This is a genomic window from Janthinobacterium silvisoli, from assembly GCF_014200725.1.
GTDB lineage: Bacteria > Pseudomonadota > Gammaproteobacteria > Burkholderiales > Burkholderiaceae_D > Janthinobacterium.
In genome coordinates, this window is sequence record NZ_JACHCL010000008.1 from 16,504 (window position 1) to 31,386 (window position 14,883).

The following is a 14,883-nucleotide window of genomic DNA, read 5'->3' on the forward strand; positions in this document are numbered from 1 at the left end:
TGTGATTTCCCTTGAGCCGTGGACATGCTTAGCTCAGCAGAAATCGTGCCAACTCCATGCCAGCGCAGGTGCGCTCCAGCATGTTAAAAATGATCACTTTTGTGGCATCTTTCAATTGCGCGCACCGGCTTGGTGCGTAGCCAGTCGCTATTCAGGGCGGGGGTGTCACGAAGGGCCGGCAATCGACGGGAATATCGAAGATGAAGGTGGTACCCGTTTCGGGTGCGCTGTCGACGGCGACGCTGCCGCCGTGGCTTTCGGCCACGTTCTGGACATAGGGCAAGCCTATGCCCCAGCCAGGAGTCGGGCCATGGTTTTCGCGGCGCAGGTATTCGAAGATGCGCGGCGCCTGTTCCGGCGCAATCGGGCTGCCCGTATTGTGCACCGAGATGATCATGCGCTCATGCGTTGCTTCCACGTGCACGGTGATCGGGTCGCCATCGCCATATTTGACGGCGTTGTTGAGCAGATTTTCCAGCGCACGCCGCAGCGAATTCTCGCACCACCAGCCGGTCACGGAAACACCCGATAAGTTGCACTTGTCGCCCTGCGGCAGGGTGACCAGTTCGTTGATCTGGGTGCAAACGGCTTGCGCCAGCGGCAGGATGTCGAATTGCGTCAGCACCAGTGGCAAGTATTGTCCTTGCTGGTAGCTGAGGGTGTCGAGCAATTCCTCTATCATGGTGTCGAGCCGGTGTCCATGGTCGAGTATCTTTTGTCCCAAGTCGGCTACATTCACGCGCTCGGGATAGTGGTGCAGCATCTGCGCCGCCGTGGTAATGACGGACAGCGGGTTGCGCATATCGTGCGACAGGCCGGCAGCGATACGGCGCTGGAAACCTTCATGCATGGCCGTAAATTCGCGTATCGATTCACGGATACCCATGTCGATCGAGGCATTGATGATGTGCCAGTCATTGCGGCGCAAGGCGATCCCTGCTTCGCGCGCGTTCAAGGCAAAACAGTCGCGGAAGATCTGGTATTCCTGAATCACCTGTTCGGGCCCGTAACTGGTCATGCGGGCCCGTTCGTTGCCATGCACGGCGGGAACATTGGTGTTGCTGGTCGCATCCTGGCGCGGATGGCCGGGTGTCAAGGCTTCGGCCAGGTTGTCGAAGAAAGCGGGCAGGGTATTAATCAGTATCGGCGTCAGTAACTGGTCGGCGCCCTGCACGCTGGCGCGTACGCGGTATTCCCAGTCGGTCAGCACGGCCTCGCGCATGGCAAACAGGCGCTGCGCCCGCACGGAGGGGCGGCGCAAGGCTTGCTGATGGTTGTGTGCAATATTCACGCTAACTCCATGATGGGAAAGCTGATGCGTCTTGCAGTATGCGCTGATTTAGCGGCTGGCGGTAATAATGCTTTTTTAAGAGAGCGATGCTCTTATGATCTGTATCAACACCCGCAGCCGCCTGATGAAGGCTACTGCGGGTGGCGGCTTTAGAAACCGACTGTTGCAGAAACCACGAAGGTGCGTGGCGACGCCAGCACCAGGCTGCCGGCGCCAAACGATGAGACGGCGGAGGCCCAGTAGTTACGGTTGGCAACGTTATCGACACGGGCACGTATCGTGACATCGTGATTGGCCACGCGGGTCAGGTAGCGCGCGCCCAGGTCGAGACGGGTCCACGATGGCAGTTGCCTGGTGTTCGCCAAGTCTGCGTACTGGGTGGAAGTATAGATGGTGCGCGCGTTCAAGGAGAGGCCAGGCGCGCCCGGCACATCCCATTCGGCACCAAAGCTCAGCTGCGTTTGCGGTGCGCCGATGACTTTCTTGCCATCATCGCCAGCGACGCCCGTGTCGCTTTGCTTGGTATCGAGCCAGGTCAGGCCTCCCAGCAGGCGCACGCCATTCGCGGGCATGCCGAACACGGACAATTCCACACCCTGGTTGCGTTGCTGGCCAAACAGGCCGGCTTCGGTGCCGCGCACCGCTTGCAGGGGCACGCTGGTGCTGAACAGGGCGGCGCTCGCGCCCAGCTTGCCGCCGTCATATTTGAGACCGACTTCCTTTTGCCGGGCTTTGTAAGGGGCAAAAACCTGGCCCAGATTGGAAACGACATCACCGTTGGCATCGGTACCGCTGGCTGTCGGGCCTTTGACCAGCGCTTCTATATAGTTGGCGTACAGCGAAACGCTTTTATCGAGCTTGTACACGATGCCTGCCACGGGCGTGTTGGCGCTCTGGTCGTAGTACGAGGTAGGCGCCGCCGTGCCATAGGCATAGCCGGCATCGCGGATTTGCTGGTGGCGCAAGCCCACCGTCAGCAGCAGGCTATCCTCCAGGAAAGCCATGGTATCGGCCACGGCAAAGCTGGTCAGGATAGTTTTTTGCGTGATGCGCGGGTCACTCATATCGCCGCCGGAGATTTGTGGCAGGGTAGGCGGCATGGCCACATCGACGGGTTGATAGATATTGGTTGGCAATCCGGCGAAATCGCTGATGGCGTAGGCATTCTTGTCCTCATTCCAGTGCCCCGACCAGCTGGCCACCAGCGTATGCTTGACGGCGCCCGTATTGAGCTTGGCGCGCACGCCCAGTTCGCCCGTGCGGATTTGCTGCTTGCGAGCATTGTCGAAACGGTAGACGCTGGCGTCGCCATTGAGGGAAGTCACGGTGGGCTGGGCCAGGCTGTTCGATTCGTGGGTAGAGCGGGAACCGAAGGCGGCCCAGGCCGTGACATTGCTGGCCAGATCGTATTCGCCGCGCACGGTGCCAAATACATCGTGTTCCTTGGAAAAACTCCATGGCTGGGCAAAGTTGCTGGACGCATCGGGCGCGGCAGGAATGGCGCCCGCTACCAGGCTGTTGACGCTGGGGCGCGGTGTCGTCAGGTCAAAATTCTGGTAGCCCGCATCGGCAGACAGGCGGTAATCGTGGCCACGGTAATCGAGGCCCACGGAAAACATGCCCACATCGTGGTCTTCATGCTTGATGCTGGTTTCTCCCTGGCGCTTGGCGGCATTCACGCGCACGCCAAACTCCTGGTTGTCGCCGAAGCGGCGCGCTATGTCGGTAGCCACATACGTATGGCCGCCACTTTCCACGCCCACGGTGACTTCCGTCAGCGGCGTATTGCCGGCCCGTTTGGGCATCAGGTTGATGGCGCCACCCAGGCCGCTCCCGCCAGGTGCCGCACCGTTCAGGAAAGCGCTGGCGCCGCGGAACACTTCCACGCGCTCCAGCAATTCCGGCGACACATACTGGCGCGGCAGCACGCCATACAAGCCGTTGTAGGCGATGTCGTCCGAGTTCAGCGCAAAGCCGCGTATCACGTACACTTCCTGGAAATTGCCATAACCACGCGACAGGCGCACGGCCGGATCGCTTTGCAGCAGGTCGCCTATGCTGCGTGCTTGCTGGTCAGAAATGAATTGCTGCGTATAACTGGTGCTGCCAAACGGCGAGTCCATCATGTCCACGCTACCGAGGATACCTACGCGGCCGCCACGCGCCACCTGGCCACCGGCATAGGCGCGCGACAAGCCTTCGGCCGACGCATCGGCCGAAGCGTTGACGACGACCGTGGGCAGTGCCTGCGCTGTATCGGCGGCGGGCGCGGTCTGCGCCTGGGCGGCAGCGCTGGCCAGCAAGAAAGCGGCCAGGGCGAAAGGGGTAGGGGTGCAGTGGAATTGACGCATGGTAATGTTGGCTGAATATAAATGAGAATGATTATCATTATATAGCGTGGACATGGCTTGCGTGTATCTGTACCTGCTTTTGCTAAAAAACCGTGTGCCGTACAACACTGTTGCCGGGTGGGCAAGGGTTTGCGGGCTGGGAAGAAAAACTAACGCATCCTCAAGAAACGATTGTGAGTTCTGGCTGTTCTTCATCCCGGCCAAAACGTCGCCAGTCGTCTTCATCCTCAGCTGACCTTGGCTGGCCTTGGCTTTTTCAATAATGGCGGTGATGGCGTCCGAAAATTGCTGGCCATCTTCAAGCATCATCAGATGGCCACAATTTTTTATTACCTGGTATGAGGCGGCTTGCTGTTTGACCCAATCAGGAATATGCCATCCATCGGCTGTTCGCTCTCCCGCAACAAGGTGCAGCGGAATATGCTCAATCCAGTTTTTAATGCCATTCAAATAGGCGGGGGCGCCCGTGATATCCACGACGGAGGCCGCCATGTGTTGTAGCGTGCTGGCAGGCTGGAAGGCCAGAGAGCTTGCTGCAGCCAATAAGGTCGCCTCGGTGGCTTTTACTCCAGCACCGTGCAGCCATTTTTCAGGCTCTGAGCGGTCTTGCGCCAGTGTGGACTCGACGGCTTCCAGCGGCATTTTTGCCAGCTTCTGCGACCAAAAGGCATCATCCAGGGTGAAATTGCCTTCCACGCTGATTTTCATGGAGCGGGCCAATCAAGCCGTGTATCAACAGTATGCGGGTTAATTCAGGCATCTCTCTTCCTCTTGCTATCTATCGTTTCAATTTCCATATATGGATCAATATCCCTGAAATGATTTTAATTTTTTAGTTGATTCCCCGGCAAGGGACAGGTACCGGAATCGGCGCAAAAAGGTGGCGCCAGACGATACCTTGCGAATTTTCTTATTGCTGCTTAAAAGTATGGCTAGAATAGACTATTGCGCGTGGGCATCTATGGAATACAGTATGGATCTGTTGGCAGGGGGGCAAAGCGGTGAGAGCAGGCAGCGGCTATTGAGCCTGAAAAGCGCCGCCGTCGCGCTGATACTGGCCATGCACGGGCTGGGCCTGTACTTCCTGACCTTGCCGGCGCGGCAATTGAAGCAATATACGGAAGTCGCTTTCATGACCTTGATACCACCCCGGCCGGCGACACCGATTGCCGCCGCACAGCTGCCATTGCCCCTGCCGATCACGGCGCCGAGGCAGCTATCGCGCACGCCTGCCTCCCAGGCCTTGGCGCCTGCAAGCGTGCCTGCGCCGGCCCTGGTAGAAACGATCACCTTGCCTCCTGTCGATGAACTTGCGGCAACACCCGCAGCTCCGGTGGCGGCAGATTTGCATACGCGGGCCAGGCTGTCCGCTGGCGCCATCGACAAGGCCATGCGTACCGAAGTGGGCAAGGAAACCCCATGGCTGGCGCCGGCAACGCTGGAAAGCCAGAGCAAATTCCAGAAACTTGCCGCCAGCGCGTTTCGCGGCGGCCCCGTGCTGGCGGTGGAAGATTACCTGACGGCAGACGGACGGCCCGCCTCGCGCGTGCGTAGCGCCGGCGGCTCAAGATGCTACGCCATGGGCGAAAATCCAGGCGCAGGGGCGGATCCGTTCAAGACGGGCGGCAAGCTTAAACAGGTGCCTTGCCCGAGCAACTGACGCAGCGCAGCCCCCGGCCGCTCGCCAAATATGCTAAGTTGAGCTTACTCATCACTCTGCCTGACTTTGCCATGCTACCCGACCTCCTGATCCTCGCCGCCAGCCCCTCCGCTTCCGTCAACGCCCAACTCGAACAAGCCTACACCTGCCACCATGCCTGGAAAGTGGCGCCCGAACAGCGCCACGCCTGGCTGGCCGAACTGGCGCCGCGCATCCGTGCCGTTGTCACTACGGGTGCGCTGGGCTTGAACGCCACTGACATGGGCTTGCTGCCCGCGCTGGAAATCATCGCCATCAATGGCGTGGGCCTCGATGGCGTGGCGCTCGACGTGGCGCGCCAGCGCGGTATTGCAGTCACCACCACGCCGAACGTGCTGACGGACGACGTGGCCGATGTGGCGCTGGGCTTGCTGCTGGCCAGCGTGCGCCAGATTCCCGCACTGGACCGTTATGTGCGCGATGGCGCCTGGGAGCGGCGCGAGCCCCTGAAACCGGCGTCCAGCCTGCGCGGCAAGACGGCCGGCATCTTTGGTTTCGGACAGATCGGGCAAGCAATCGCGCTGCGCCTGGCCGCCTTTGGCGTCCACGTGCGCTACTACCAGCCGCGTCCGATTGCAAACACCACCGTGCCGCGTGCCGATTCCTTGCTGGCCCTGGCCGAACAAAGCGATTACCTGATCGTCAGCGCGCCGGGCACGCCCGCCACCCACAAGGCGGTCGACCGGGCCGTGCTGGAAGCGCTGGGTCCGCAAGGCACCCTGATCAATATCGCGCGCGGCGCGCTGGTCGATGAAGAGGCGCTGATTTCTGCCTTGCAAGATGGCCGCCTGGGAGCGGCCGGACTCGATGTGTTCAGCGACGAACCCCGCGTGCCTGCTGCCTTGCGTGCCTTGCCCAATGTGGTGCTGACGCCGCACGTGGGCAGTCTGACCGTTGAGACGCGTCATGCCATGGGCCAGTTGGTGGTCGATAATCTGCAGGCGCACTTCGCCGGCTTGCCTTTGCCGACACCGGTCAAGTAAGACTGAAAACTTTGGCGCCGCCGCCGTTTGCCGTAAGATGCGCCTCACCGCGCGCATGTCGCGCCTGGCCGGCCCGCTTGTTGCCAGCACGGTCAGCGATGAAATGAAGAAAGAGGTTGTATGGAATTGACAAAATCCCTGCTGCGCAAGCGCGGCGGGCATGAGAGTGGCAAGGTCGGCATGGTCGAGCTGTTCTTCGACCTGGTGTTCGTCTTTGCTGTGACGCAACTGTCGCACGGCTTGCTGGCCCATTTGAGCGCCATGGGCTGGCTGCAGACGGCATTCTTGCTGATGGCCGTGTGGTGGGTCTGGATATTTACTTCCTGGATCACCAACTGGCTGGACCCTGAACGCATCCCCGTGCGCGTGGCGCTGTTCGTGATGATGCTGGGCGGGCTGGTCATGTCCGCCTCGATTCCCGAAGCGTTCGGCACGCGCGGCCTGGCGTTTGCCGCCGCCTATGTCGCCATGCAGCTGGGCCGCCCGCTGTTCGCCTGGTGGGCTGTTCGTGCCGAGCCGGTAGAGCGCCGCCGCAATTTCCAGCGCATCGCCTTGTGGGCTGCATTTGCCGGTATTTTCTGGGTCGCCGGCGGCCTGGCTGAGCCGGAACAGCGCATCTGCTGGTGGGCCGTGGCACTGCTGATCGACCTGGCCGGCCCGTGGATGATGTTTCGGGTACCGGGACTCGGTCGTTCCTCGACCGCCGACTGGGATGTCGATGGCAGCCATATGGCGGAACGCTGCGGCCTGTTCGTCATCATCGCCCTCGGTGAATCCTTGCTGGTCACGGGCGCCACGTTTTCCGGCATGGAATGGAATAGCGGCGCCTGGCTGGGCTTCTTGTCGGCGCTGGTCGGCAGCATCGCCATGTGGTGGATTTATTTCGACACGGGCGCCGAAGCAGGGCACCAGCGCATTTCCCACTCAAAAGACCCAGGCCGCATCGCCCGCGTGGCCTACACCTATATCCACGTACTGATTATTGGCGGCGTGATCGTCAGCGCCGTGGCCGACGAACTGGCCCTGATGCATGCCGAGGAAACCAGCTTTGCCGGCATCAGCGCCATGCTGGGCGGCCCCGCCATGTACCTGCTGGGCAATGCGCTGTTCAAATGGGTCAGCAACGACCGTCCCACGCCACCGCTGTCGCATCTGCTGGGCCTGTTGATCATTCTGGCGCTGATCCCGATGGCGTATGGCCGTCTGTATTCGCCGCTGATTTTGACCTGCATCACCACCTGCGTGCTGGTGTTGGTGGCCGTGTGGGAACATCTGGCGCTGCGCCGTCCGCCGCCTGAAATTGATCCTTGATCCATGCAGCCTTGCCAGGTGCACAGCAGCGTTTTAACTATCGCGTGCGCCAGCAAACGGCCCATATCGACCGGCTTGGCGATGCCTTTGATACTTCCTGCTCTGAGGCATTGCCAAAAGGTGTACGCGGCGGTGCCCGACGGCAGAGCTGGCCGATCTGGCGCTCGATGTTGTTTGCGACGATGTTCAACACCTCGCGCGCAAAGCAGCTCAGGACTTTACGCTAGCGCAGATTGCTCTGAATGCGACGGGCCGTAGGTGGGCCTGCAGTCGCTACAGATTTGGCTGGCGTTTTTTCTGCCGCCGCGCTTTGGATGGGCAATAAAGTTTGACACAACTCACAGGGTTACCTGAATCTCGCGATAGACCGTTTTAGCCGTTAGCGGCTGTTCCTGAGAGCATCGCCACCAGGCCGTCTTGTGTCAATCTTTACCTTAATCGCCGCTTGCCGCATCCTTAGCCGCTGGCAAGGGGAAGATGGCGGCTGGCAGCACGATGGAGGCGTGGGCCAGGGCGGTCAGCGTGGCGGCTGACGGCGGGGATGATGGTGCAAACAGGTACAGGTGATTGAGCAGGTGGATGGCGCCGAGGAAATGGGGCAGCGTGCTCAGTAGCGCGTTGTCGTGACCTGGCGTGATGATCAGCGCAAAATAGCTTTGCCAGGCCGCTGCGGTCGCGTCGGCGCAGGCAGGGCTGGCCAGCAGTGCGGCGACCTGCTCGTCGGTTTCGGCATGTAGCAGGGTGAAGATGCGCTGCTGCAAGAGTTTTGGCTGGCTGCATAATTGCTGCGCCGCCATCGCCACGTCCACGTAGGAGTGCCAGAGCGCTGGCAGTTCGCCGGGCAGGCCAAGAAACGCTGGTGCGCAAGGGCTTTCGCCCTGGATATAACGCAATGCCAGTGCTTCCATAGACTCGCGGCCGGCAGGGCGTGCGGCCAGCAAGGCCTGGTACAACGTATTGCCCGGAGGGGCCGAAGGGTCCACTATTGCAGGCACATAAGAAATAAAGCGCAGGCGCAGCGCTTCTGCACCGACGGCCAGGCATCGCGCGGAATCGGGCGCATTCACAGGGAGGGGCGGCGCTATCGGCTCGGATGCAGATGACGCTTCATGGCAATTGATGGCGATCATGAAACCTTCGAAATGCCGCTCGTCATGGCGCCCCTGATGGCCATAGACGATGTCGGCAAAGACGGTGACGTGCGCGTCGGCATCGCCGTGATGATTTGACTCGTGGCGCAGCGTGCCCTTGACATAGACCACGCCATCGGGGGTGAAATTGAACTGGAAATCGAGATGGCGCGTGGGGCCGGAAGGCAAAAGCACCTCATGCACGCGGTGCTCGCCGTCGCCTTCGAAGCATATCTTGACGATGCTGGCGCCATGTTCTTCGCTACGATACAGGGTGAAATCAAATATCAGCTTGCCCTTAAGGGCAGTCCAGGTTTGCTTAAACGCTAGGGTGGTCATGGCGGCGGCATTTTCAGTGTAGAGAAGAACTCGACTTCAATCGGTGGCAGAGATTAAACAGGTTTGCCAATTTACCATGATATTCCTGCTTGAAGTGAAGGGAGCAGAGAAGGCGACGGCCGATGATGGATCGTTACAGTCAATTACCCGGCCTGACGCGGCACGATGAACTCTCCCTCGACAATCGAGCCGCGCACGATACAAAACGGCAGTGTGCCGATGCGCAGTTCGCCTCGGCGCCGTTCGACCACCTCGTCGAGCTGTATGCCGATCGGCAAGGCGCGGGCGATCTGCTGGCGTAGCCGGTGGAGCTGGATAGTCAGGTTGCCGGGGTCCAGCCCGAGCATGCGCGCCAGTTGTTGGCGTTCCAGCCAGCCCTGGCTGCCGGGGACGATACCGCGCTGGGCATCGCTGAGCCGCTGGCGTGCCAGCGTCAGCAGGCAGTGGTGGTGCTGACGTTCGCCCAGATCCAGCGTTTGCCCGCCTTCGAACATGATGCCCAGGTAAACGTGTTCTTCGTTCAGGCTCACTTGCAGCCGCAACTGCAGCAAGCTGGCCGGTATTTCACCCGGTATTTCCCCCGATATCTGGCCTGGAATCTCTTCAACACCAATGCTGTTACTGGCAGTCATGCGTTTCTCCCGGTACAGTTAGACCTCTGATCGTCATCAAATTCTATGCCATCGCCAGCGCCGCCGCGCGCAACTGCGTGATAAACAGCCGGGCTGCGGGCGCCTGTTCGTGGCGGCGGAAGGCTGCTGCAATTTCCGAGCTGATCAAGGGGCCGGCCAATTCGCGGTAAGTGACGCCCGGCATATTGACGGTGGCCATCAGGGAATGGGGCACGATGGCGCAGCCTGCCCCCAGCGAGACTTCCGTCAAGACTGCTACCAGGCTGCCAGGGCGCGACACCACCTGCGCCACGAAGCCGCCGCGCCGGCTCACTTCCAGGGTTCCCCATTCCTGTTCCGGCACGATAAAGGCCGCCTGCGCCAGTACTGTGGGGGCAATGGTAGCGCCTGGCAATTGCGCCAGCACACTGTCGGCATGCACGGCCAGCACGAAGCGGTCACGCAGCAGCACTACGCTATCGAGTCCTTCCGGCAAGTGCAGGGGCGGGCGTACGAAGGCCAGGTCCAGCCGGCCCTGGTCCAGCAAGTCGGGCAGCAATTCCATCGCATATTCACGCGCACTGATATGGATGCCGGGGTGGGCAGCGCGGAAACGCGCAAACTGCGTCTGTAGTACGCCGGAATATGCCGCCGAGGCGATATAGCCGATTTCCAGCCGTCCCAGTTCACCACGGCCGGCCCGCCGCGCCACATCTTGCGCCTGCTCCAGCTGGACCAAGGCGCGCCGTGCCTCCAGCACAAATAATTCCCCAGCCGCCGTCAGGACCACTGAACGCTTGCTGCGTTGAAATAGCCGCGTGCCCAGCAGGGCTTCGGCTTCCTGTACCCGCTTGGTCAGCGCGGGCGGGGAAATGCCCAGTTCGACAGCGGCCCGCGCAAAATGCAGGCTGTGCGCCACCGCCAGCACGCAGCGGAAGTGGCGCAATTCCATCTGTTTGTCTGTGTATTCTGTATTCACCATAGGGAAATTATAAGCCGCTTGTCTTATAACAGGAAATAACATACTACTGCCTAAAATACAGGCATGAAAAATCTCAACTGGACCTTATATACCTGCTCGGGGGTGTGCGCGCTGATCATGCTCGACACCAATGTCGTGGCCGTTTCCCTGCCATCGATCGCCCGATCCCTCAACGCCAGCTTTGTCGACGTGGAATGGGTGGTCAGCGCTTATATGCTGGCTTTCGCCTCCTTCCTCTTGCCCGCTGGTAGCATCGCCGACCGTATGGGCCGGCGCAAAGTCATGCTGTTCGGCCTGGCCGTGTTCGCCCTGGCGTCATTGTTGTGCGGCATGGCCTGGACCACCACCGTTCTTAATATCGCCCGCGCCGTCAAGGGCATAGGCGCAGCCTTGCTGCTCACGTCCGCGCTGGCCGTGATCGGCCACACCTTCCACGGCGAGCGCGAACGCACGCGGGCCTGGTCGATCTGGGGCGCGGCCATGGGCGTGGCGATGACGGTGGCGCCCTTGCTGGGCGGCTTGATCACCAGCGCGATCAACTGGCGCTGGATCTTTTACCTGAACTTGCCCGTGGTCGCCATCCTGGTCTGGCTGGTGTCGCGCCATGTGGATGAATCGAAGGACGCCGGCAACGCCAGCTTCGATCCGCTGGGCGCGGCGCTATTCTCGGCTGGCCTGTTTTGCATCATCTGGGGCTTGATCGAGGCAAGCGTGGCTGGCTGGACCAGCAGCATCACCGTGCTGCGCTTTGCGGGCGGCGCCGCGCTGCTGGCTGCTTTCATTGTCTTTGAACGGCGCCAGCGCGCGCCGATGGTCGATTTGTCCCTGTTTGGCCAGCGTTTGTTCGTGGGCGCGGTGCTGGGCATGTTCGGCTACGCCATCGCTGCGCAGGTGCTGATGACCTTTTTGCCGCTGTATCTGCAAAATGCATTTGGCTATTCGGCGGTGGTGGCCGGCTGCGCCATGCTGCCGTTCGCCGTGGCGATGGTGGTGTTTTCCCGTTTGGCGCCTCTGGCCGGGCGGCGCTTGTCTGACCGTGGCATCCTCGTTACCGGCTTGCTGATCGTCGCTGCCGGCAATGTGGCGACGGCACTGGCGGCCGTCAGCCTGTCGTACTGGCTGGTGGCGCAAGGCATGCTGATCACGGGCGCCGGCGCCGGCTTGTTGAATGGCACGACGCAAAAAGCCATCCTGGCCTGCATACCCCGCGAGCGTTCGGGCATGGGTTCGGGCATCAGCACGACCACCCGCTTTGTGGGCATCGTGCTGGCCGTGGGTGGCCTGGGCGCGGTGCTGGCCTTGCGCACGGGGGCGTCCTTCGAGCGCCTGGCATTGGTCCATGGATTGACGTCCTCGCCAGACATGATAGGGCGCATCGTGGCCGGCAATGCGGCCGAAGCATTTGGCCAGTTGCCGCAAGCCATGCAAGCGGTGGCGCAGGCGGCCGGGCGGCAAGCCTTTATCGATGGCTTTTCCAGCGTGCTGTATCTGGCAGGCGCGCTGGCTGCGGTAGTGGCGGCGCTGGTGTTTATCCTGGCAAGGCCTGCATCCCAGCTGAACAGTGAAATGTAACTAAGTAACAAGTTTTGTCTGTGCGCCCCCTGGCTGTAATATGATTCCACCTAGAAATACATGGCAATCATCTAACAAACGCAGTCCAAGGGCAGGAGGCGCGCATGCGCAGGAATCGCATCATCATACTCGGCGTACTGGCCGCGATCGCTGGCGTGGCTGCGCCGGTGACTGTTGCATGGCAATGGTCGCAGCAGCGCGCCGTGGCGGCTGAACAGCAGCGCCTGCATCTGCTGGCCCGCCACGCGCTGATGCGCTCCGAACGCACTTTCCGCGACGCCAGCAACGCCTTGCGCAGCTTTGAACCGCTGATGGAGGCGCCGTGCTCCCAGGTACATATCCAGCGCATGCGCCGTACGACGGTGCGTACACGCAGCGTCGATGATATCGGCTACGTGGAAAATGGCTTGCTCAAATGCACGTCGAGCGGCATCGAACATGACATCATCAAGGTCAGTCCGCCGCAATTCTTGATGGGCAATGGCATGGGTGTGGATATTGACCTGCATCCTATCGTCAGCGGTGGCAAAAAAATGGTGGGCGTGGCCTATCTGTCGCACAAGGCGCTGATCGACCCGGTACGCTTTGCCGACGTGATTACCGACGCAGAGATCCAGCTGGCCGTGGTCGCCGCCAATGGCGCCGTGCTGGGCACCTTGCATGAGCCCGATCCCGAACTGGTCAAGGGACTGATGAACCATCAAGGGGCGGGTAGCGACGCCAATGCCATTTATGCCGTGGTGCCTGGCGACGGCTTGACGGCCATCGTTATCGAACCGCGCAGCAAGCTCGAAGCGCGGCTGCGCAACGAGCAAATCGTCTTGTTGCCGCTGGGCCTGCTATTTGCGGCGCTGATCGTGGCCGGCGTCGTGTGGGTGTCGCGCCGCCGCCTGTCCTTGCTCGGCGAATTGAAACTGGCGGTCGAACAACGCGAATTCTTTGTGCATTATCAACCCATCATCGCGCTCGACACGGGCGTATGCGTGGGCGCCGAGGCGCTGATACGCTGGCGCCGTCCAGACGGCAGCATGATACGGCCCGACCTTTTCATTCCCGTGGCAGAAGAAGGCGGCTTGATCCTGCCGATCACCGACCAGGTGATCGACAGCGTGATCGCCGACATGCGCAGCGCGCTGGTAGCCGACCGCGCATTGCACATCGCGATCAACCTGTGCGCCAGCGATATCGAGACGGGCAGGGTGCTCGATGTGCTGGAGAAATCTTTGGCTGGCACCGGTATCGAGGCGCAGCAGATCTGGCTGGAAGCGACCGAACGGGGCTTCATCAACCTTGATGCGGCGCGGGCCACCATCGAAAAAGCCCGCGCGCGCGGCCATGCAGTAGCCATCGACGATTTCGGCACCGGCTATTCCAGCTTGTCCAGCCTGCAAAACCTGCCGCTGGACGCCCTGAAAATCGACAAATCCTTTGTCGACACCATCGCCACCGATGCCGCCACCAGCAGCGTCACACCGCACATCATAGACATGGCGCGCACCCTGAATATGCAGATCGTTGCCGAAGGCATCGAAACCCAGGCGCAAGCGGACTATTTGCTGGAACGTAAAGTGGAATTCGGCCAGGGCTGGCTGTTTGCCAAGGCACTGCCAGCGGCCGAATTCCTGGCCTTTTACGAAAGCCGCCGCCCTGGATGATCACCGTTCGACCGTATGCGATGGCCGATGCGGCCACCTGCGCCGACATCCTGACCTTGGCCGGCCGGGCAGCTTTTGGCGCCAGCGCCTGGCCCGTGCATGACGTGGCCGCTTTTCTTTCTGTCACGCAGGATGAAACCATCCTGGTTGCCGAGCGCGACGGCGTGGTGATCGGCTTTGCGGCCGTGTATGCAGGCCAGGCTCCGGATAACTTCCTGCATCACCTGTATGTGCATCCTGCCGCCAGTGGCCAGGGCGCTGGAACACTGCTGCTGGCGGCCGTGGTGGCACAGTTCGGGCCAAGGCTGTCGTTGAAAGTGCAAGTGAGCAATACCCGGGCCAGGCGTTTTTATGCGTGTGCAGGATGGGTAGAGGATAGTCACGATACGGGGACAGATCAGATCGGCAGGTGGATACGCATGCATTGCTGGTATTGCGACAAAAGCAGCCATTCGCGCTGTCGTGACAATGTGTGACTATTTCTGTTTGGTAATTCGTTATGCTCTTGAGCCGCTGACTGCCAAGCATATCCACTGGCTTAATTCATTTTGAATGCATCTTTAATGGCAAAAATCATTGTTCGACGAAAGAAGGCAATTTGGCAAGATAGGGGGCGGAAATACATCGTTCTTCTGGATGGGGCCGAAATTGCCAGGGTTTCCAATGGCTCAGAAGTTGCGTTCGATGTCGTACCCGGAAAGCACACTGTGCAGTTGCAAATCGATTGGTGTTATTCGCAAAGTTTTGAAGTTAACGTTTGTCTTGTAGAACCTGTGATACTTGAATGCGGACCGAATGCCGTACCATTCTTGCAGATCTTTTACATTACGCTATGGAAGAACAAATATATCTGGCTGCGAGATTGTCCTAACGTCAACTCACGAGTAAATTGTTAAAGTAATATTTTTTTGTGTTGCGCGGAGTTGTCATAATGGAAAATCAGGAGTAACGATGTTAGT

General features: G+C 60.4%; 12 protein-coding genes. 7 read left to right on the top strand and 5 right to left on the bottom strand.

Annotation, left to right across the window (positions count from 1 at the left end; translation table 11 throughout):
• Nucleotides 1–151 precede the first annotated feature (151 nt).
• Complete coding sequence (locus tag HDE75_RS26995; RefSeq protein ID WP_183682041.1) at nucleotides 152–1,291, bottom strand: sensor histidine kinase; 1,140 nt, start codon at nucleotides 1,289–1,291, stop codon at nucleotides 152–154.
• A 149-nt stretch (nucleotides 1,292–1,440) separates the two neighbouring features.
• Complete coding sequence (locus tag HDE75_RS24030) at nucleotides 1,441–3,642, bottom strand: TonB-dependent receptor (protein WP_183682038.1); 2,202 nt, start codon at nucleotides 3,640–3,642, stop codon at nucleotides 1,441–1,443.
• A 973-nt stretch (nucleotides 3,643–4,615) separates the two neighbouring features.
• Between HDE75_RS24030 and HDE75_RS24035 the strand changes: the two genes are divergently transcribed.
• From HDE75_RS24035 to HDE75_RS24050, 4 genes are all read left to right on the top strand, one after another.
• Nucleotides 4,616–5,302: a hypothetical protein gene (locus HDE75_RS24035; protein ID WP_183682035.1), complete on the top strand. Its 687-nt coding sequence runs from the start codon at nucleotides 4,616–4,618 to the stop codon at nucleotides 5,300–5,302.
• Between the two features lie 71 nt (nucleotides 5,303–5,373).
• On the top strand, nucleotides 5,374–6,324 hold the full coding sequence (locus HDE75_RS24040) for a 2-hydroxyacid dehydrogenase (protein WP_183682034.1): 951 nt from the start codon (nucleotides 5,374–5,376) through the stop codon (nucleotides 6,322–6,324).
• Nucleotides 6,325–6,450: 126 nt separating this feature from the next.
• Entirely contained in the window at nucleotides 6,451–7,635 is a 1,185-nt protein-coding gene (locus HDE75_RS24045) for a low temperature requirement protein A (RefSeq protein WP_409254936.1), read from the top strand.
• On the top strand, nucleotides 7,632–7,862 hold the full coding sequence (locus tag HDE75_RS24050; RefSeq protein WP_183682028.1) for a hypothetical protein: 231 nt from the start codon (nucleotides 7,632–7,634) through the stop codon (nucleotides 7,860–7,862). Before HDE75_RS24045 ends, HDE75_RS24050 begins: the two co-directional genes overlap by 4 nt.
• A gap of 207 nt (nucleotides 7,863–8,069) precedes the next feature.
• On the opposite strand, the gene HDE75_RS24055 is transcribed toward HDE75_RS24050, so the two are convergent.
• The 3 genes from HDE75_RS24055 to HDE75_RS24065 form a co-directional block, all read right to left on the bottom strand.
• Nucleotides 8,070–9,104: a hypothetical protein gene (locus tag HDE75_RS24055; RefSeq protein ID WP_183682026.1), complete on the bottom strand. Its 1,035-nt coding sequence runs from the start codon at nucleotides 9,102–9,104 to the stop codon at nucleotides 8,070–8,072.
• A 143-nt stretch (nucleotides 9,105–9,247) separates the two neighbouring features.
• Nucleotides 9,248–9,736 (bottom strand): hypothetical protein, encoded by a 489-nt coding sequence (locus HDE75_RS24060; protein ID WP_183682023.1) that lies wholly within the window; start codon nucleotides 9,734–9,736, stop codon nucleotides 9,248–9,250.
• A 43-nt stretch (nucleotides 9,737–9,779) separates the two neighbouring features.
• Nucleotides 9,780–10,667 (bottom strand): LysR family transcriptional regulator, encoded by an 888-nt coding sequence (locus HDE75_RS24065; RefSeq protein WP_183682020.1) that lies wholly within the window; start codon nucleotides 10,665–10,667, stop codon nucleotides 9,780–9,782.
• Nucleotides 10,668–10,760: 93 nt separating this feature from the next.
• Between HDE75_RS24065 and HDE75_RS24070 the strand changes: the two genes are divergently transcribed.
• From HDE75_RS24070 to HDE75_RS24080, 3 genes are all read left to right on the top strand, one after another.
• The gene (locus HDE75_RS24070; protein ID WP_183682017.1) at nucleotides 10,761–12,269 is read left to right on the top strand and encodes an MFS transporter; all 1,509 of its coding nucleotides are present in this window, start codon (nucleotides 10,761–10,763) and stop codon (nucleotides 12,267–12,269) included.
• A gap of 104 nt (nucleotides 12,270–12,373) precedes the next feature.
• Nucleotides 12,374–13,924: an EAL domain-containing protein gene (locus HDE75_RS24075; RefSeq protein WP_183682014.1), complete on the top strand. Its 1,551-nt coding sequence runs from the start codon at nucleotides 12,374–12,376 to the stop codon at nucleotides 13,922–13,924.
• Nucleotides 13,921–14,400, top strand: coding sequence for a GNAT family N-acetyltransferase (locus tag HDE75_RS24080; RefSeq protein ID WP_183682011.1), 480 nt, complete (start codon nucleotides 13,921–13,923; stop codon nucleotides 14,398–14,400). The genes HDE75_RS24075 and HDE75_RS24080 overlap by 4 nt, the downstream gene beginning before the upstream one ends.
• Nucleotides 14,401–14,883: the final 483 nt, after the last annotated feature.